This window comes from Phocaeicola faecicola, from assembly GCF_013618865.1.
In the GTDB taxonomy this organism is placed as follows: domain Bacteria; phylum Bacteroidota; class Bacteroidia; order Bacteroidales; family Bacteroidaceae; genus Phocaeicola; species Phocaeicola faecicola.
The window spans coordinates 1-18,278 of record NZ_JABSOE010000030.1; the positions used below are offsets into that span (position 1 = coordinate 1).

Annotated in this window: 19 protein-coding genes; 16 read left to right on the forward strand and 3 right to left on the reverse strand. The window is 50.3% G+C overall.

The features are described from left to right. Positions 1-271: 271 nt before the first annotated feature. Positions 272-901 (reverse strand): M23 family metallopeptidase, encoded by a 630-nt coding sequence (locus H3001_RS09595; RefSeq protein WP_007837448.1) that lies wholly within the window; start codon positions 899-901, stop codon positions 272-274. A 220-nt stretch (positions 902-1,121) separates the two neighbouring features. On the opposite strand from H3001_RS09595, the gene H3001_RS09600 reads away from it, so the two are divergent. The 16 genes from H3001_RS09600 to H3001_RS09675 all read left to right on the forward strand — a co-directional run bounded on the left by H3001_RS09600 (position 1,122) and on the right by H3001_RS09675 (position 17,395). Then, positions 1,122-1,883 (forward strand): DUF4099 domain-containing protein, encoded by a 762-nt coding sequence (locus tag H3001_RS09600; protein WP_005816235.1) that lies wholly within the window; start codon positions 1,122-1,124, stop codon positions 1,881-1,883. 23 nt (positions 1,884-1,906) lie between these two features. Further along, positions 1,907-2,131, forward strand: a complete 225-nt coding sequence (locus H3001_RS09605; RefSeq protein ID WP_005816237.1) for a hypothetical protein — start codon at positions 1,907-1,909, stop codon at positions 2,129-2,131. A 37-nt stretch (positions 2,132-2,168) separates the two neighbouring features. Beyond that, positions 2,169-3,764: a hypothetical protein gene (locus H3001_RS09610; RefSeq protein ID WP_005816239.1), complete on the forward strand. Its 1,596-nt coding sequence runs from the start codon at positions 2,169-2,171 to the stop codon at positions 3,762-3,764. Positions 3,765-3,794: 30 nt separating this feature from the next. Then, positions 3,795-4,937: a toprim domain-containing protein gene (locus H3001_RS09615; protein WP_005816242.1), complete on the forward strand. Its 1,143-nt coding sequence runs from the start codon at positions 3,795-3,797 to the stop codon at positions 4,935-4,937. Continuing rightward, positions 4,934-5,419, forward strand: a complete 486-nt coding sequence (locus tag H3001_RS09620) for a PH domain-containing protein (protein WP_005816244.1) — start codon at positions 4,934-4,936, stop codon at positions 5,417-5,419. Before H3001_RS09615 ends, H3001_RS09620 begins: the two co-directional genes overlap by 4 nt. Then, a complete protein-coding gene (locus tag H3001_RS09625) occupies positions 5,400-6,101 on the forward strand; it encodes a hypothetical protein (protein WP_005816246.1) in 702 nt (233 codons plus the stop codon). Before H3001_RS09620 ends, H3001_RS09625 begins: the two co-directional genes overlap by 20 nt. A gap of 17 nt (positions 6,102-6,118) precedes the next feature. Further along, positions 6,119-6,802 (forward strand): hypothetical protein, encoded by a 684-nt coding sequence (locus H3001_RS09630; RefSeq protein ID WP_146265012.1) that lies wholly within the window; start codon positions 6,119-6,121, stop codon positions 6,800-6,802. 93 nt (positions 6,803-6,895) lie between these two features. After that, entirely contained in the window at positions 6,896-7,558 is a 663-nt protein-coding gene (locus H3001_RS09635) for a hypothetical protein (protein ID WP_005816251.1), read from the forward strand. 15 nt (positions 7,559-7,573) lie between these two features. Continuing rightward, entirely contained in the window at positions 7,574-8,395 is an 822-nt protein-coding gene (locus tag H3001_RS09640) for a M23 family metallopeptidase (RefSeq protein ID WP_005816253.1), read from the forward strand. A 32-nt stretch (positions 8,396-8,427) separates the two neighbouring features. Then, positions 8,428-8,700, forward strand: a complete 273-nt coding sequence (locus tag H3001_RS09645) for a hypothetical protein (protein WP_007897422.1) — start codon at positions 8,428-8,430, stop codon at positions 8,698-8,700. A gap of 9 nt (positions 8,701-8,709) precedes the next feature. Beyond that, a complete protein-coding gene (locus H3001_RS09650) occupies positions 8,710-10,509 on the forward strand; it encodes a hypothetical protein (RefSeq protein ID WP_005816255.1) in 1,800 nt (599 codons plus the stop codon). Between the two features lie 82 nt (positions 10,510-10,591). Continuing rightward, positions 10,592-13,048 carry a MutS N-terminal domain-containing protein gene (locus H3001_RS09655; protein ID WP_005816257.1) on the forward strand — a complete coding sequence of 819 codons (2,457 nt, stop codon included), beginning with the start codon at positions 10,592-10,594 and terminating at the stop codon, positions 13,046-13,048. Positions 13,049-13,052: 4 nt separating this feature from the next. Next, positions 13,053-14,609, forward strand: coding sequence for a glucosaminidase domain-containing protein (locus H3001_RS09660; protein WP_005816260.1), 1,557 nt, complete (start codon positions 13,053-13,055; stop codon positions 14,607-14,609). After that, positions 14,606-14,788 carry a hypothetical protein gene (locus H3001_RS09665; RefSeq protein WP_005816263.1) on the forward strand — a complete coding sequence of 61 codons (183 nt, stop codon included), beginning with the start codon at positions 14,606-14,608 and terminating at the stop codon, positions 14,786-14,788. Before H3001_RS09660 ends, H3001_RS09665 begins: the two co-directional genes overlap by 4 nt. 72 nt (positions 14,789-14,860) lie before the next feature. Continuing rightward, entirely contained in the window at positions 14,861-15,466 is a 606-nt protein-coding gene (locus H3001_RS09670) for a hypothetical protein (RefSeq protein ID WP_005816265.1), read from the forward strand. A gap of 6 nt (positions 15,467-15,472) precedes the next feature. Further along, a complete protein-coding gene (locus tag H3001_RS09675; protein WP_005816267.1) occupies positions 15,473-17,395 on the forward strand; it encodes a zincin-like metallopeptidase domain-containing protein in 1,923 nt (640 codons plus the stop codon). Between the two features lie 106 nt (positions 17,396-17,501). Here the strand turns inward: H3001_RS09675 and H3001_RS09680 are convergent, their stop codons facing one another. Together H3001_RS09680 and H3001_RS09685 are read right to left on the reverse strand one after the other, a co-directional pair. Then, positions 17,502-17,867 (reverse strand): DUF2958 domain-containing protein, encoded by a 366-nt coding sequence (locus tag H3001_RS09680; protein WP_005816269.1) that lies wholly within the window; start codon positions 17,865-17,867, stop codon positions 17,502-17,504. A gap of 2 nt (positions 17,868-17,869) precedes the next feature. Further along, positions 17,870-18,163, reverse strand: coding sequence for a hypothetical protein (locus H3001_RS09685; RefSeq protein WP_005816271.1), 294 nt, complete (start codon positions 18,161-18,163; stop codon positions 17,870-17,872). Positions 18,164-18,278 lie beyond the last annotated feature (115 nt).

The window sequence follows — 18,278 nt, forward strand, 5'->3', positions numbered from 1 at the left end:
ACGGATTACGAAAACCTTCTTCCCATGACAATATGCAAATAATAATCGTTAAATTTGTGGACTCTTTTTTAGACGGGTGCCTGCTGGCGCCCGTCTAAAAGGGGACACCCTAAAATTGGAAACTTACCTTATGACATCTTTCACGAAATCATATTATATTCGTGAATAAAACACTTGTTTTTCAAGAATAGAAATTGTTGAGGATTAGATATTTAAGACATTATTGCAATGCGGAAGGGGTGATGTGAACGACAAAAGACAAGGCGTTCTATTAGAGTGGATGCTTGATAAGATTGAGAAGAATGGACGGGTCGATGGCTCGTCCTTTTTTTGTGTCTTTGAGTGTGAGGTGCAGGTGGGGACCAGTACTGCGACCACTGTTGCCTGTCAGCGCGATGATGATGCCGGGACGGACGTGGGTGCCTTTGGTGACGAGAGTTTGGGAGAGGTGGCAATAGCTGACGGTGAAGTCGCCGTGACGGAGGGTGACATAGAGGCCTGAACGTTTGTCCTTGCCTACCTTGATGACCTCGCCGTGCATCATGGCGTATGTGGGTTCGTAATTTGCCTTCAAATCAAGCCCGTTGTGTAGGGCTTTTCTTTTTGTAAATGGGTCTCTGCGGTAGCCGAAAGGGCTGGTGACAGAGATATGACGGAGTGGACTGACAAGTGCCGTGTGGCGGTCGGTCTGCTCCGTTTGGGTTTGTAATGGGGCAAAGGCAAGAGAGTCTCGCCGCTGATGCGGCGAGCACGGAGGCAGTTGTTCGGATGTTGCGGACTGCGTCGTTTTTGGCACAGCCTTGCGGTGTACCTTAGTCTGTGTGACGGTATTGAACTGAGCGCATACTGTTGCTGATGAACAGAATATTGCTGCTATTGTGATGAGTAGAAATCGTTTCATGGTGCAAAAGTAACAAGCAATTCTTTGACTGGCATAAAGAACAAAGGGAAGACAAGAAGATTGTAACATAATATAGCAATCGAGTTTGATTTTTGAGCAGAAATCAAACTCAAATAATAATAATCGTCAAAAATAACACGCATTATCTTATGCAATTCTGCTTGTCTCTGAATAGGTATATAACTTTGCATGAGTTTAATTTCAAATTCAAAGTTAAAGTATGAAGCAAGTACGATTTGAAGAGAGCGAGGTGCCTTATCAGACACTGGCTCGTTTTGGTCTCACACAAGAGAAGATTGAAGACCTGCCCATGTGGGCGTTGGAAGATATTGGTCAGGGACGACGTTCACCGTTGCTGCCCATTCAGGTGAATAATGATGAGGGCGAGACATTGAAGAGCCGCACCCGATTTGCGTTGGTCCGTATGGAGGACGGCAAGGTGGATGTGGTCTTCTATCCGCAGTTGGAGAAATCACCATTGGAGGCTTTTACTCAGGAACAGCAGGAGGACTTGCTGGCTGGAAAGGCTATCCTTGCCGATGTTAAGGATGCTGATGGCAGGAGCAGCAAGGCTTTCGTGCAGATTGACACGGAGACCAATCAGGTGATGTCGGTACCTACGCCTGTCATCGGGCGCAACTTGGAGGTGCTGAAGGATGAACTGAAACTGAGTTCGGCAGAACTGACCGTGATGCAGAAGGGTGAGCCGCTCACGCTCATCATGGAGGACGAACAGGTGACGGTGGGTATTGACCTGAACGATAAGACCGGCATAAGGATTAATCAAGGCGACAGTCAGAAGTGGAAGGAGAACACCAAGCGAGAGTGGGACAAATACACCTTCGGGTGCTATGGCTGTTGGGTAATGGGCGATGACGGTAATCTTGACTATGTGCCTGAAGAGGAATACACGGAAGAACTTTGGAATGAGCAGAAGAAGAATGGAGAGCGCAACCGCGCCTCTTTTTCCATGCACAAATAATCTACACATAATATAATAAGTATATGGCATCAAATAAATATTATCCAGAGGATGTGCTCGTCGAGAAGATACAGAGCGGCGAGTACGGTTGGTTGGAGTATGTCAACCATCATTCTGCTGAATGGCAGGAAGAATATGAGAGCTATTGTCTGAACAACGGACTCTGCATTTGTGAAGAGAGTGCGGAGCAGTTTGTCCATCACAAAGATGAGGAACTGGAGAAGGCAATAGAGAACGGTGAAGCATGATAAATGAAGAGTGAAGAATGAAGAGTGAAGAATAAGTATGGCGATAAGAAAGAATACGAATCCCCAACAGATGGACCTGCAACCAGAGATGCGTGACTTGCTCATGCGCAATGGTATGCAGGCTCATGTGGTGAGTAATGGCAGCGGCTATCAGCTTGTGGTGCAAGGGCATGACAGTCCGCTGCTTACCTATAACATCACCGAGAAGCAGATGTTGGCTCTGACCGACTGGGGTACGAATCATGCCAACAAGTTAGCCTACAATACCTTTACGGGCATTGTGGGCAACGACTTCTATATGCCCAAGAACTTCGTTCATGCACGCAATGCCAACGGTCGTGTAGCTATGGGGCTGCACGGCTATCGTGTTGGTATCGGCGAGTATGGACGGATGGGGCGCATCGATATGCCACCACCCTTTTTAGGTTGGACACCACGCAGTCAGGAGGGATTCCATCTTCGCAGAGTTGGAGGACGATTGTTCTTCCCCGAAGCCCCGATTGTGCCTGAACGTTGGGACGGCAGAATGAAGCCTGGCGAATTGCAGAGCGGCGGTTATGGGTTCTATTATAAGGGACAGCAACAGAGTTATAGCCCTCAGCAACAGGATGTGCTGAAAGATTTGGAGGGAATCATAATGCCTTCCATCAGCCGCACGAGAAGCACGGAGCCAGCCAAGCCTTATAAGGAACTGATTACCTCGCCTGTCTATTTCACCAATGAGAAGTGGCAGGAGTGTCTGGCATCGCATGGCATCATCATTGATGAGAATGCGAAGACGCTGACCATTCAGTCGAACAGCGTCAATGCCGACATGGTGTATGACCTGACAGATGAGGAACTGAAGAAACTCACCTCCAACTCCATCAAGGAAGTGCCCGTCGTTCAACGCTTGGAACTGCTGAATGGCATCATCAAGGACGACTTTGCTGACAAAATCCTGATGGACACACTGAATAGCAAGGAGCGCATCGACCTGCATCTGCATCCCGAACTTGAACAGGAGTTGCAGCAGCGTCAGCAACAAGACGAGGAACGGTTGCTTCCGTTGGAAGAGGACGAGACTGTCAGACGTGACGTGTTGCAAGGCGATGCCATGGTGAGAGGTGAAGACCTTGCCTTGATTAATGAGAACAAGGGTTGGTATCGTGAGGGAGCGCATGGGCGTGAAGTGAAAGTCGGTGACATCATGGTGGAGAAAGTGCCTCCGATGGAGGGAGATAAGAAAGGCGAAGATAAGTATCGCATGACCGCCATTATCAATGGAGAAGCCATCACGCACGAAATCAAGCAGAAGGACTACGACAAGTTCTTGGCGGTGGATGACTACCATCGCATGAAACTCTTCTCCAAGGTTTTCAGTGAAGTGGATATGAAGACACGCCCCGAAACCAACGCCGGACTGGGCACGAAGATATTGGCGGCTCTGACGGCAGGAGCAGTCGTTACAGCAGAGGTGGCGCATGACATAAGCCACCATCATCACCATCCAGCCCCGGAGTTCTATGCAGAGCATCATGGCGGTCCACGTCCTTACTTCAAACCGGGAGTGGATTCGCCACAGGAGATTGCGGCAAGGTACTTTGAGGCAGAAGCAAATCATGTTGCCACGGAGATAAGGAGAGGATATTAACAATGTATAATTTACAATTTATAATTTATAATGAGTAGTGAACTGACATACGATGACTTTCTGGACAGGTTGAGCATACAGGAAGTACTGGTGGACGCAGGGTATCATCTGAACAAGAGAGATGGCTTGCGTTATCCGTCGTATGTGCGTACTGACAGTGAGGGCAGACGGGTGCGTGGTGATAAGTTCATTGTCACGCAGAATGGGAAATGTTGCTTCCAACCACCGCAGCAGAAGGTGTATAATGTCATTTCGTTCATCAAGGAGCATCCAGAAATGTTTTCAGAGAACAAGGTGGGAATGTCTCCTGACCGACTCGTCAACCTCGTCTGCAACCGACTGCTCAACCAACCCATAGAGGACAGACCATCGAAGATTACAGAACCAAGAAAGGACGGAAAGCCATTCAACCTGAATGACTACGACATCCACAAGTTCAATCCGCAGGACAGGGAAACGCAGAAAAGGTTTTATCCCTATTTTAAGTTCCGAGGCATCGACCTCTATACGCAGTATGCTTTTCATCGGCATTTCTGTCTGGCTACTAAGCATCGGACGGATGGACTTACCTTTGCCAACCTTGCCTTTCCGCTTGTACTGCCCAAGACACCCGACAAGACTGTGGGCTTTGAGGAACGAGGACGACCGAAGATGGACGGTAGCGGCGGTTACAAGGGCAAGGCAGAAGGAAGCAACAGCAGTGAAGGACTGTGGATTGCCAACCTCACGGGCGAGCCGTTGGATAAAGCAAGCGAAATTGTATGGTTTGAGAGTGCCTACGATGCCATGGCAGAGTATCAGATAAATCCTGTAAAGATGGTGTATGTATCTACGGGCGGCACACCCACCGAGGGACAGATGCGAGGACTTCTGTCCGTTACTCCCAACGCACGGCACTATTTGGGTTTTGACAAGGACGATGCAGGGCGGCAGTTTGTTGCAAACTTCAGGAAGGTGGCAGCAGAGATGGGCTTCCGTCACGAGCATGTGCAAGCCTATCATCCATTGGGTTGCTACAAGGACTGGAACGATGCGCTGCTCAACAAGAAATCAGCAGAACTGATTGCCAAGGGCGAACCAGATACCTTCGACTATGCCGAGTTTATCGCAGCCGGCAAGGCAGAGAAACAAAGGGAAAAAGAAGAAAAGAACACATATCATAGAAGCGTATGAGACAAGAAGATAATAGCATCATCACCTTGTGCCCCAGCATCGGACAGTTTTTCATCAACGAACTGCCTCTGTTGCTGTTGTGCGTGGCAATGCTCCTAATCGGAGGATTGCCCGGTTGTGCATATAGTACCCTGTTGCTTGTCTTCAGCCTCCTGTTCTCCCTCTGTTTACTCTACCGATTCATCTATCTGAGGAGTATCCGCTACCATATCGGGAGCGAGCAACTCATCTGTGAGCACGGAGTGTTTCAGCGGAGCGTGAACTACATGGAGTTGTACCGAGTGGTGGACTTTGCCGAGCATCAGACATTGATACAACAGTTATGCGGACTGAAAAGCGTGACCGTGTTGTCGATGGATAGAACGACACCGAAACTGGAAATGACCGGCATCAGCAACAGCTATGACGTGGTGAGTGTGATACGAACAAGAGTAGAAACGAACAAACGAAGAAAGGGCGTATATGAGATTACGAATAGATAAGATTTGGTTCATTGTCGTGGCATTGGTACTGAGCGTGCCGTCAGCCCATGCACAGATTGTGACTGCCAACCCTTTGGAATGGATGGCATTAGCAGAGGGCAACGAAGCCATCAACGGTGAGATAGAGAAGGAAATCAAAGGTCAGACCAAGACTGCCCTGTTGCAGAATACCATCGCCGCAGAGTTCACCAAGATACACGAATGGGAGAAGAAGTACAACAGTTATCTGAAAACCGCCAGTGGTTATGCCTCTTCCCTCAAAGCCTGTACCTATCTGTACGACGATGGAGTGAAGATATTCATCACCTTGTGTAAGATGCGCAAGGCCATCAACAATAATCCGCAAGGCATCGTTGCCACCCTCTCGATGAACAACCTGTATATGGAGACCGCCACGGAATTGGTGTCCGTCTTCACACTGCTGAAAGATGCAGTCGCCAAAGGAGGCAAAGAGAACATGCTGACTGGTGCGGAAAGGAGCAAGACGCTGTGGGCACTGAACGACAAGCTGAGTGCCTTCAGCAAGAAGCTGCATCGTCTTTATCTGTCTATACGATATTACACCATGACCGATGTGTGGAACGGCGTGACGGCAGGGATGATAGACCGAAGCAATGGAGAGATAGCCACCCAAGCCCTTAGCAGATGGCGCAGAGCAGGACGTATGACCATCAGTGATTAACGATAAAGGAATCAGTCATGAAGTATTTCATATCAATTGCCATTTTTATGTTTGTATCATCTTTTGCAGGAGTGCGGGCGCAGAACGACCCGACTCTTGCGGGGATGATTCTGATGTACACCAACAAGGCGGAGAAAGAACTGAAGAATCAGGAGAAAGTGATGCTGCTACAATCCACCGGCCATATCTGGACCAAGGAGGAAGTGGAAGCCACTACCGACCTGCAGCGGGAGTTCAACAACTATCTGGACTCCTTCCGTTCCATCGTCAGCTATGCCGCACAGATATATGGTTTCTATCACGAGATAGGTCAGTTGGTGGACAATATGGGTGGATTGGTGGCGCAGTTGGATGCCCATCCTGCCAACGGACTTGCCGTAGCCCTGTCAGCCAAGCGCAACAAGATATACCGCGAGCTGATTATGAACAGCATCGAGATAGTTAATGACATACGCACGGTATGCCTGTCGGGCAACAAGATGACCGAGAAGGAGCGTGTGGAGATAGTCTTCGGCATCCGACCCAAACTGAAGAAGATGAACAAGCAGTTGAAGCGACTGACGAGGGCGGTGAAATACACCACCATGGGCGATGTTTGGATGGAGATAGACGAAGGGGCAAGACCCACCAAAGCGAACAAAGCCGAGATAGCAGCGGCTGCCAAGAGGCGGTGGAAGCAGGTGGGCAAGAACGTAAACTGATGGAGCAGCGAGAGCAGAGCCGAACTTGTTCGAGCTATGCCGAGTCGTGACAGAAGAAGACGAAGTCAAACCGTGATTAAAAAACGATAAGATATGGGATTTTGGAGTTCATTATTGAAATATGGTGGCAAGGCGGCACGAGGTACTGGCCATGTCATCGGAGTAACTGGAAAGACCTTAGGCAGTGCGGCACTCCACCCGCAACGCACCCTTATGGGAGCCGGCAAGGCTATGCAGACGGCCGCAGTGGGTAGTGCCGCAGGCTATGTGACATGGGAGAAGCTGACCACAGACAAGAGCGTGGCACGCATCGTAGGTGATGCTGTCATCGGCGAGAATGCCACGGAAGCGGTGGCACAAACCGCCAACGATGTGCAACGTCTGACGGGCAAGGCTGGTGAAGCCGTTGATGCGGTGAACACTGTAGCCGGAAAGATGGACACCCAGTTCAGCGGCATCAGTGATTTCTTTAGGAATATGTTCGGAGGCGTAGGATGCGACATGATAGGCAATCTCTTTGGCAATATCGGCAAGGGCAACGTGTCGGGTATGAGCATCGTCGGACTGGTGGCTGCCGCCTTCATGGTATTCGGACGCTTTGGTTGGATGAGCAAGATTGCGGGTGCCCTGCTTGGAGCGATGATCATCGGGAACAATTCTAAGGTGGCGCAAACTCTGCCTAACAGAGGCGGTACGTCTTCACATGGGCAGAACATGAAAGAAGCAGAGACCCAAAGCAGAGGGATGAAACGATAACCAATATACAGTGATATGAGATATACAGAAGAAATGATACTGCGCTCATCGAGCGGCTACTGTATGCCGTTTGAGGAGCCTATAAAGCAGGACGTGCAGATGTCCTTGGGTTACGGAGAGCAGAAAAATCCCGTGACGGGAGAAACATTCTTCCATCACGGCATAGACTTCTCAGTGAACCATTACCTGCTGTCGGCGGTGGCAACGGGAACCGTCTCTGCCATTGGGTCGGACGCGGAGCATGGCATCTACCAGACCATCCGCTACGGCAAATACGAAGTGACTTACAGGCATCTCTCCAATGTCTTCGCCAACTTCTCCCAAAGCGTCAAGGCCGGTCAGACCATCGCCATCAGTGGCGACCTGCTGCACATGGAGGTGAGGTTTGACGGAGAGGAAATCAATCCGTTGGAGTTCCTCACCATGCTCTACGGCAATATCAAGGCATTGGAGCACAATTCCCAAATGGGCATCAATGAACTGGACATGAACATCCCTTCACCCTACGACACCGACCGTCAGGAGATAGAGGCATTGATGCTCCGCTTCCTTCCCTCCTACTTCGAGGACCTTCAACAAGGAGCATACTCTCTGCCCGAACATACGGAGCAGTCGTTGAGAAACATCTTCTCGTTGGGAGCGAGCAAGCATTATTTCTACGAGACCATGCCGAGCATGGCTAATCCCTTGGGCATCGGCAACCGCTGTATGCCTTTGGCGACTAAGGTGCAGAACCTGCTCATTGCCGACTTTCTCAACTATCTTGCCATGCGACATCAGGTATATCTCTCCACGATGGACGAGGTGTTAAAAAAAAACTCCAAGAGCAAGCCCTGACGCATGACGGCATCATCGACCCTCTTGCCGACTTGGACGTGGATATCCAGAGCTTCGACATTCCGAGGATAGTGAGCGTCTATCCCGACCGGGCTGGCGTGAGATGGTGGACAAAGGCATGGTTCAATGGTAAGGAAGAGGGGGAACCCTCCGTGGAGATTGAGGAACGTATGGCCGTGCAGTTCATCCACTGCCAAGTGGACAAGGACGCATGGTTGGAGGAACATTATCCTAAGCAGATGGAGATATATCACAATGCCATCGAGCAGACAAAGGAACAGATATTACAGCAGTATAATATATAAACAAGGTATATGGCAGTTAAGAACAGTCAGCGATTCGCAGAGATAGAGCGTCTGATGGGCGACTACTTCGGGTGTCACCTTGCCCCCGTGATGGGCAGGGTGCAACGGGACTTGTCCAACAGACAGGCAGACGAGATGCGAGCCTACTCCAACAGTACGGCTGGCATCCTACGCTCATTGGCCACTGCCAATATGCCTGGTGATGACCCATACGCCACGCTGAAGATTACAGGCAAGTGGAACAGCAAGACCACCGAAGACTATCTGGCGATGTGCAAGGAGGCTATTGTCGGCAACAAGGATATGCAGCGTGACCTTGCCGTGATGGCTGAGGAATGGCGCAAGGCGGTGGTGACGGAGATAGGACGAGAGCGGTACGATGCACTCTCTAAACAACTCGGTTGTGATTTGGCATACGCCTATATCGATCACCGCATGGAGCAGCTGATGATAGAAAAAATGGTGAAAGACCGTATGCCAACATCTTCTGCCGACTATATCATCCGCAAGGCGGCACAAAGCAGTCTGTTCGGTCTGCCCTACGAACTGAACAAGTCACCCCTTGCCGCAGAGATAGAAGCCAAAGGAGAGGCAGCCTATAAGCCCTCTCGAACAGAGAAGGCAGCGGGATGGGCAGCCGGAGCGGGTGCCGATGTCGTGGCCATGGGAGGGATTGGCTCATGGGCAACCTTCGCCAAGTTTGTCGGTATCGATATGGTGATGAATGTCGGCATGGAGCACCTAAGCAAGAAAGGTAGCAGCCAAGAGGTCTGTGTCGAGGAGTGTATCAGCAAGGGAGTTTTCGGTACGGGCACCAACGTCTTCGCCTCATTCCGCAAACAGGCAAAAGTCATCAAGAACCACGAGAACAGCTATATCAAGGCTACCAACAGCCATTTCAAGAACAAGATTCCCACGAGCAATATCACTTTTATGGATTGGACGAAACAAACCGAGCAGACCTCTTTTCCTTGGAACAAAGGTACGTTCCTTGACCCTCAGAGAAACGAAGCAACCAAACGTACAGGCAAGTACAAGGATGTGCCCTTGATAGTTGCGCCTGGACAGGAAGACGAGTATCTGGAGGTTAAGGCGAGACTGGATGCAGAGGCTGAGAAGGAGAAGAAGGCAGAACCGAAAGAAACTCCTGATTCATCGACTGAAGAGGCAACACCATCTGTAGTCCAGCAGGAGGAAACAGCCTTACAAACAAACGAAAATGGATGGGACGGGCTGTTGCAGAGTTTTGGACTGAACGGCTTTTCAGACATCGGCAAGAACCTTGGTTATGTGTTGGCGATGCTGCCCGATGTACTGGTGGGACTGTTCACTGGCAAGACAAAATCGCTGAATATGGACAATAGCCTCCTTCCTTTGGCCTCTATCGTGGCTGGAATGTTCGTGAAGAATCCTATACTGAAGATGCTGTTGATGGGTATGGGAGGTGCCAATCTGCTCAACAAAGCGGGACATGAGGTGCTGGGCAGGAAACAGCAGGAAGGCATTGCACCTACAGTTAGTCCTGCTGCATCTCGCATTCAGTACCGCCAATATCCTGATGAACCACTCAATCCTCGTATCAGCAACCCGATGCTGCAAGGGCGGTGTCTCGTTGCCAACATTGACCATGTGCCTTGTACCATTCAACTGCCTGACAGTGTGATTGGGGCGCATCAGTCGGGGGCATTGCCGCTGAATACATTGGCTAACGCCATACTTGCCAAGAACGACCAGATGCGACAGATGGCAGCAATGCAGTACGAAGAGCAGGCACGGGAGAGCGTGGTGCGACCGAGGGGAATACAGTGAAGCCCGACAACAAAATTGTCGGGAACGGTGGCTTGGTAAGCCAATTATAGAATGTGATTGAGATAAACAAAAAGATAAAAGCATGAAAGAGAAATCAGAATTTGAGAAGCGGACGGCGGAGAAGCAGGTGTCGCTGCTCACTGAGGCACTGACGAGTGCGGTGGATGCCAAGGGACATTGGTTGAATGCAAGCGGCAAACTCTATCCGAAGCTCTATCCCAAGGGCTTTTCGGTCAGTCCGTTCAATGCCCTTGTCCTTGCCCTTGACTCCGATGCCAAGGGTTGCAAGAGCAATCTGTTTACGCAGTTCTCCGAAGCGAAGGCACGGGGTGAGAGCGTGAGGGAGCATGAGAAAGGTGTGCCGTTCCTGTATTACAATTGGAATAAGTACGTCAACCGCAACAATCCCGACGATGTCATCACCAAGGAGGCATACGCAGAACTGTCGGAACAGGACAAACAGCAGTACAAGGGAGTGAAAAACCGTGAGATCCGTGTGCTGTTCAATATCGACCAGACGCTACTGCCTATGGCTAACGAAACAGCCTACACTACGGCATTGAAGAAGGATGGCACGGTGGAGGATAGAGGTTATGGCGACAAGGAGGACAAGCAGCTGCATGGGTGCGTCAACGGATTCCTTCAGAAGATGAAGGACAACCTCGTGAATGTACGTCAGGACGGCACGGGTGTGGCGCACTACGACACCGAGAAGGATGTCATCTACCTGCCACGGCAGCGTGACTTCGAGCACTACAATGACTATGTACAGGAGATGATGCGTCAGTTGGTGTCTGCCACCGGTCATCAGCAGCGGTTGGCACGTGAGGGCATGGTCATGAAGAACGGCAAAGCCCCGTCGGAGGATGCCGTGAAGAAGGAACGACTCATCACTGAGATAGCTTCGGGCGTGAAGATGCTCGAACTGGGACTGCCTGCCCGTCTGTCAAAGGACAGCCTTAGCATGGTGGACTATTGGACGAGGGAACTGAAGGAAGACCCTTGTCTGATTGATGCCATCGAGAGTGAGGTGAACGGTGCGCTGAAGGTGTTGAAGAAAGCCGAACTGGGTGAAAAGGTGGAGTATGCCACCGACCAGCATCAGCGAGAGACGGCGCAGATACAGGTGCAGTTGCCCAACCACTACTTCGTAGCAGACGAAATCAAGCAGCATCCCAACGAGGAGCAGCGTACTGTGGTCATCGTGCGTGATGATGCCAGCAAGACCGCCGATGTGGTGCTGCCACAGGGTGCATCGTTGGAGGTGAACAACGAGATCAAGGGCATGAACAAGCAACGCTTCACCAATGCCTTGCAGAAAGAGGGTTATGACAACGTGCGTTTCTACAATCCCGACGGAGCCTTGGGCTTCCGTCCCGACGACAGTTATTTCGCCGACAAGAAAATCACGGTATCAAGACTGCGCAACTGGTCTATCGAAGACCTATCCTCGTTGGATGCTTCTGAGGCCGTAACCCACAGCCGTGACATCGGTTTCGACAATGTGCAGTTGGTAAAGGATGACAAGGAGCGGTGGGCATTGTACATCAAGCCCGAAGGTAAGGAGGGCTTTGCCGTCTATCCCGACAAAGGAGACCTCAATCATTTCTTCACCACCTTGAAGCAGTCGATGGACAACATCGAGCGTGTGCGTGAGGAACTGGCACAGAAGTATTATGCTATGGCAGAGGCGAAACCCGACCTGAAGGTGGACATCTTCGGAGGTAATGAGCAGGAGGTTGATTTGAACCGCATCCAGCGTGTGGCAGTATTCCGTGCCAAATCGGGCGAATGCCTGTGTGCAGCCACTATTGACGGCAAGAAGTTGCAGCCGAGAAGTGTCAGTCCGTCACAATGGCAACGATTGTGGGTGGCTCCTGACAGGGATTCCTACAAGCAGAACCTTGCCGCCTCGCTGTTTGCTGATGTATTGCAGAAAGACAACAATGTCGAGCAAAGTACACAAGAGAAGCAGGAAGAAGCGACGGAGGTGAAGCAAGCGGAGACGGCAATTGTCGATAAGCATGATGAACAGAAGGAAGTGGTACTTAAGGAAGATAAAAGCTCTGAACAAAGGGAAGAGAAGAAACAAGAGGAAAAGAAAGAAGAAAAGAAGGATGAAAAGGCTGTCAAGGCTGCTGTCTCTCCCCTTGTCCAACAATATCTTGACTTGAAGAAGAAGCATCCTGATGCCATTCTTTTGTTTCGCTGCGGTGACTTCTATGAGACCTACAAGGATGATGCGGTGAAGGCATCCAAAATATTGGGTATTACGCTGACAAAGAGCAATGGGCGCAAGGATGATGAAGGCAAGCCGTTGGCAATGGCAGGATTCCCATATCATGCCCTCGACACCTATCTGCCGAAGCTCATTCGTGCTGGTGAACGGGTGGCCATCTGTGACCAGTTGGAAATGCCGAAGCAGACAACATCATCGAAGCGTGGAATTACGGAGATGGTGTCACCTGGAAAAGAGACAGGAAAGCAGATGGCACAGGAAAGTCAAGAAACAGAACAACACACCAGTCTAAGGAGATAGGCTTATGGGAAAGAACGCAGCGTATGCCGCACAATATGCGGAGGAAGCCAAAGAACAGATGCGGATGTATGGGATTCCTGCCTCCGTCATCTTGGCGCAAGCCATACTGGAGAGCAGCAACGGACAGAGCCAACTGTCGCGCGAATGCAACAACCACTTTGGCATCAAGGCTACGGCATCGTGGTTGAAGAATGGCGGAGAGTATGGAGTCTATACGGATGATAGGCCCAACGAGAAATTCTGTAAGTACAAAAGCGTGGGTGACAGTTATGAGCATCACTCGCAGTTCCTGAAGCAGAACAAGCGTTATGCGCAGTGCTTCACGCTGTCGCCTGACGACTACAAGGGATGGACGAAGGGCATTGAGCGTGCCGGCTATGCCACGGGCGGCGGTTATGCTGCAAGTCTGCAGCGCATCATTGAAGCCAACGGACTGGACAAGTATGACAGTGAGGTGATGGCTGAGATGCGGGCAGAAGGTCGGTCGTTCGGGGTGGAGAATAATCCTCGTAGAGAAATGCCTGCTGCCCATGTACCGCAGTCTGCCGGGTATTCCTTTCCTGTGGAGCGAGAGGAGTTTCTCTTCATCACCTCGCCTTTCGGCAATCGCCAGGATCCGATGGATGCCACCAAGCAGCAGATGCACAAGGGCATTGACATCAAGACGAACCATGAGGCGGTGTTGGCCACGGAGAACGGCGGCAAGGTGGTGGCGGTGAACCATAATGCGAACACGGCAGGAGGGAAATCCGTCACCGTGGAATACAGCCGTGAGGATGGCAGCAAGGTGCAATGCTCCTACCTGCATCTGTCTGACATAGCAGTAAAGGTAGGTGACGTGGTTAATGCCAGTCAGAAGTTGGGGGTGTCGGGAAATACCGGCACCAGAACCACTGGCGAGCATCTGCATTTCGGAGTGAAGAGTGTATCGGCTGACGGCTCAAAAAGGGATATGGATCCAGCCGCTTATCTGGCAGAAATCGGACAGAAAGGCAACATCAAGCTACAGGCCCTGCATAACGGCAATGACCTGTTGGCAAAATACAAGAGCAATGCGCCACAGGAGCAGAAGGTTTCGTCGGAGGACTGGATGAAGAAAATCCTTTCCTCGGAGGACAGCGGCGTGGGCATTTCGGGAACGAATGACCCTATACTCGACATGGCGATGACCACCTTCATGTCGCTGATGATGTTGGCAGCGCAGATTGACAGCAATGATGAGGAACGACAAAAAGGACTTATCTCTGCCATGGCAGCCAACCGGCTCGTAGATTTGACCTCGCTTGTTCCAGGCATGAGGCAATGCACCATTACTGTGGGTGAGAACGGCAAGACTGTGCTTCATGCAGAGAGCGGTACGGTGAAGATTGACCGTGAACTGACCTCCTCGGAGATGAACCGCCTGTCGCTCATTTTGGGCAATGCCAATCTGTCGGAAGAAAGCAAACGGACGAAGATTGCGGGAATGGTGACAGGCATCGTGGCGACACAGCAGGCTTCGCAGAACTTCGAGCAAGGGATGGAGGCTGAGAGTCAACAACAAAATCTGCAAAGGAAATGAAAAGGATAGCAAGTCATCTGTGTACATTGCTGGTGGGTATGGTAGCTGTGGCAGGACACTTCATGCTTACCCAATGGCTTTTCGGTCAGACCGTGGCCATCATCTATCTCGGCTTCCAACTTATCATAGCAGCGTGGATAGTCTATGAACTGATACGTGCGCTAGTATATGATGATTGAAAAGAGATTATTGTCATTGCTAAGACATTTCACTTGGACGATGGATATGTATAATTCAAATAGTATCGAGCAATGATCAAATGTAATGTAACAGTGTGCGGAACGGTCAGCAAGGCTGCGACCTGCCGCACGAACAAGGAGGGCAAGGCATTCGTGAGCTTTGCCATGAACGTAGTCATTCCAGCGAAGAGCGGGATTAACAAGACCATCGAGGTGTCGGTCATCAAAGATGGGACACTGACGGAGGTGGGCAGCTGCAACATCGGCGAACGCATTGAGGTAGCCGGTGTATTGGTACCAAGAAAATGGGGCGATGTCCTTTATTTCAACCTGTCGGCAAGCAGCATCAGCCACCAGCCTGACGAGGCAGAGGACTGCATCAAGGGCGTGATGGAGTTCCGCGGCAAGGTGGGCAAGAGCATTGAGGACAAGACGGACAAGAATGGTGTGCCGTACTGCCAGTTCTCCGCTTTCAGCGCAGAGAAAGTACAGGACGGATTTGAATACATCTGGGTAAGTTTCTTCCTATTCGATGGCAAATGCGAGGCATGGCTGCAACCAGGCGTGAAAGCGAACATCAAAGGGGCATTGTCTGTCAGTGTCTTCAATGACAAACTGGACTTCTCCTGCCGAGTGTCTGAAATGAGCGAATATGTTCCGCAGCCCTATAATGGTTAATTGACTATGGGAAAGCCTTATGCTAAGGAAGGTCCGAGTGCCGAAGACAAGGCACTCGACCTGTTTGCCGATATGATGATTGAGCGTATTCAGTCGCTGTCGGGCAAAGACGGATGGAAAAAGCCCTGGTTTACTGAAGGTGCGTTGCAATGGCCGAAAAACCTGAACGGACGAGAATATAATGGCATGAACGCTATGATGTTGCTCCTGCATTGCGAGAAGGAGGGTTACAAGATTCCTCGCTTCTGTACCTTCGACCGCATACAGCAGTTTAACAAAACTGGCAAGAAAGACGAGGAACAGAAGCCCCGTGTGTCAGTACTGAAAGGTGAGCATTCTTTCCCCGTGATGCTCACCACGTTTACGGTGGTCAATAAGGAAACAAAGGAACACATCAAGTGGGAGGACTACAAACTGCTCTCTCAGGAAGAGCGCGAAAAGTACAATGTATATCCAAAGCTTCAGACTTACCATGTCTTCAATGTGGCGCAGACCAACCTGAAGGAGGTCAGACCAGAGTTTTGGGAGAAACTGGAACAGGAATACTCGATGCCCAAGGTAGAGAAGGACGAGCAGTTTGCCTTTGAACCCGTGGATAGGATGATAGCGGACAACCGTTGGATATGTCCCATCAAACCGATGTTCGGTGATTCCGCCTATTTCTCCATCAGCAAGAATGAGATTGTGATGCCTGAGAAAAGGCAGTTCAAGGATGGGGAGTCTTTCTACTCGAACCTTTTCCACGAGATGGGACACTCCACGGGTGCGGAGGGACAGTTAGACCGCATCAAGCCCGCTACCTTCGGCTCGGCAGAGTATGCACGCGAGGAACTGGTGGCAGAACTGACGGCTGCGCTGACCGCTCAGCGGTATGGCATGACAAAGCATCTGAAAGGAGATTCGGCTGCCTATTTGAAGTCTTGGCTGGATTCGCTGAAGGAGTCGCCGCAGTTCATCAAGACCACGCTACTCGATGTGAAAAAAGCTACCTCAATGCTCACGCAGCATATCGACAAGATTGCTATGGAGATAGACCAGGAGAAAAAGGCTGAGCAGGAAAACGGGCAAGGGAAAAGTTATCTATCCATAGATGACGGCGACCATGCAGTCTTGGCATATAATGGTTCTGCTGTATATATCCAGCATCATGAGAAGGAGGACTCTGTAAAGATTGCTGTGCCGACGAGTAACGGTCTGGAAGTGAAACTCTCTGTTCCTTACGACCACGGCAAAGACCTTGACACCAATTATCAGGAGGCTTTTGCCCAGTACAAAAGCCTGACAGAGCCTTCACAATCGAAAGAAAACGTCTATTATGCCTCCATCGCCTATCTCCAATCAACGGATGACACATCGGAACTGGATAAGCTAAAGGAGAAAGGTGACTATCAAGGACTGCTGACGCTTGCCAAGGAATACTATGACGGGAACGGCATGGACGAGGAGCAGACCTACAGGAAGCCGTGCCAGAACAGAGGCGATGACCTGCTAATAGAGGACAAGGACTTTGCAGTGGTCTATAACGGGAGTGTCGGCGGTACGTATGAGGTGTTCCTGAAGCATACGGAGCAAGAAGTGCGTGACCATATCACTCGCTATGGCATAGGACGTGCCAGTGAGGACGTGAAGGCTGTGGCGAGGGAGATGACCGCCGAAGAGTTTTCGGAATTGGCGCAGCGAAAAATGCCGATATTCCAAATGCCGAATGGTGGTTTGCTGAACCTGCAATATAACAAGGATAAGGATAGCCTGGATGTGGGGACTGTGACCAATGCAGGACTCTCTGTGAAGCATACCTTCCCTTTCAGCCACAACCATTCTATGGACGCAAACATCAGCTCTGCGTATGAGCAACTGCTTGACATGGAGGAGTACCAGAAGGAAGAGGTACAAGAGGAGCACGTTGCCAAGTCCGCTTTCCGAAGATGAGAGTAGTATCGTAGTATATACTAATCGTAGGCTTTACTACTCATAGTAGGTACTAACAATAGTCAGCCGCAAGGAGTAATGTCCCTGCGGCTGATTTAATTTGGGGTCATTCCATATTATGAAGGAATGCTTGTAAATCCTCGTCTGGAATGCTCTTCAGTTTCACCGGCTTGAAGCCGTCCAACTGCTCCACTTGAAATATCTCGTCCACTCCATATTTGGAGCCATCCACCTTTACGCTCTCCATTTCATTGACGGAGGTATAGCCATACTCCGTTTCATGCAGACCGCATACGATGGTGAACAACGTGGTGTCGTTACCTTCCGGCTGTCCTTCAAGTACGAACCAACGGACGTGTCCGATGAAGAATATTGCCACACAAACGGCATCCTTGCCTTTGCCGTCCTGTGAATACAGAGGATAGGATTTCAGTATCTCCTCCAATACGGGTGTAATCAATCTGCTTGCCATAGTCAATCGTTGTTAAGTGTTCTGTAATACATTCTGTTCTCTACAAGGTGTTCGATGGCCTCTGCTGCCAATCGGCACACCCACTCGTCACGCTGGTCATAACGACCTTTTTGATAGTCGTTGGCAAGGCGTTCCAAGAAGGCAAACACCACCTTGCCCTTTTCGTTGATAAGATAGCGATGGTCATCTGCAAGGGCATTGCCTACCTTGGCGGCTGACCCCATCTGACCGTTTACGAACCGTGAGAAGCACTCGACAAATGCCTGCTCGTTTTCTGATAATCTGTGTAATTCCATACGCAAAGAAATTATTTGTTCAACTTGTTTTTCTTCCCTCCTTTTGAAGCCTTTCGGCTCCTCTTGTCGGGAACTGATTTTTCGTGCATCAAAAGACTGCGGAATGAGGGCGATA

Coding starts and splice junctions, on each gene's coding strand:
- H3001_RS09650 (WP_005816255.1), top strand. CDS start 8,710: ATGGCAGTTAAGAACAGTCAGCGATTCGCAGAGATAGAGCGTCTGATG.
- H3001_RS09595 (WP_007837448.1), bottom strand. CDS start 901: ATGAAACGATTTCTACTCATCACAATAGCAGCAATATTCTGTTCATCA.
- H3001_RS09620 (WP_005816244.1), top strand. CDS start 4,934: ATGAGACAAGAAGATAATAGCATCATCACCTTGTGCCCCAGCATCGGA.
- H3001_RS09625 (WP_005816246.1), top strand. CDS start 5,400: ATGAGATTACGAATAGATAAGATTTGGTTCATTGTCGTGGCATTGGTA.
- H3001_RS09655 (WP_005816257.1), top strand. CDS start 10,592: ATGAAAGAGAAATCAGAATTTGAGAAGCGGACGGCGGAGAAGCAGGTG.
- H3001_RS09610 (WP_005816239.1), top strand. CDS start 2,169: ATGGCGATAAGAAAGAATACGAATCCCCAACAGATGGACCTGCAACCA.
- H3001_RS09680 (WP_005816269.1), bottom strand. CDS start 17,867: ATGGCAAGCAGATTGATTACACCCGTATTGGAGGAGATACTGAAATCC.
- H3001_RS09665 (WP_005816263.1), top strand. CDS start 14,606: ATGAAAAGGATAGCAAGTCATCTGTGTACATTGCTGGTGGGTATGGTA.
- H3001_RS09660 (WP_005816260.1), top strand. CDS start 13,053: ATGGGAAAGAACGCAGCGTATGCCGCACAATATGCGGAGGAAGCCAAA.
- H3001_RS09600 (WP_005816235.1), top strand. CDS start 1,122: ATGAAGCAAGTACGATTTGAAGAGAGCGAGGTGCCTTATCAGACACTG.
- H3001_RS09630 (WP_146265012.1), top strand. CDS start 6,119: ATGAAGTATTTCATATCAATTGCCATTTTTATGTTTGTATCATCTTTT.
- H3001_RS09675 (WP_005816267.1), top strand. CDS start 15,473: ATGGGAAAGCCTTATGCTAAGGAAGGTCCGAGTGCCGAAGACAAGGCA.
- H3001_RS09635 (WP_005816251.1), top strand. CDS start 6,896: ATGGGATTTTGGAGTTCATTATTGAAATATGGTGGCAAGGCGGCACGA.
- H3001_RS09670 (WP_005816265.1), top strand. CDS start 14,861: ATGATCAAATGTAATGTAACAGTGTGCGGAACGGTCAGCAAGGCTGCG.
- H3001_RS09685 (WP_005816271.1), bottom strand. CDS start 18,163: ATGGAATTACACAGATTATCAGAAAACGAGCAGGCATTTGTCGAGTGC.
- H3001_RS09615 (WP_005816242.1), top strand. CDS start 3,795: ATGAGTAGTGAACTGACATACGATGACTTTCTGGACAGGTTGAGCATA.
- H3001_RS09640 (WP_005816253.1), top strand. CDS start 7,574: ATGAGATATACAGAAGAAATGATACTGCGCTCATCGAGCGGCTACTGT.
- H3001_RS09605 (WP_005816237.1), top strand. CDS start 1,907: ATGGCATCAAATAAATATTATCCAGAGGATGTGCTCGTCGAGAAGATA.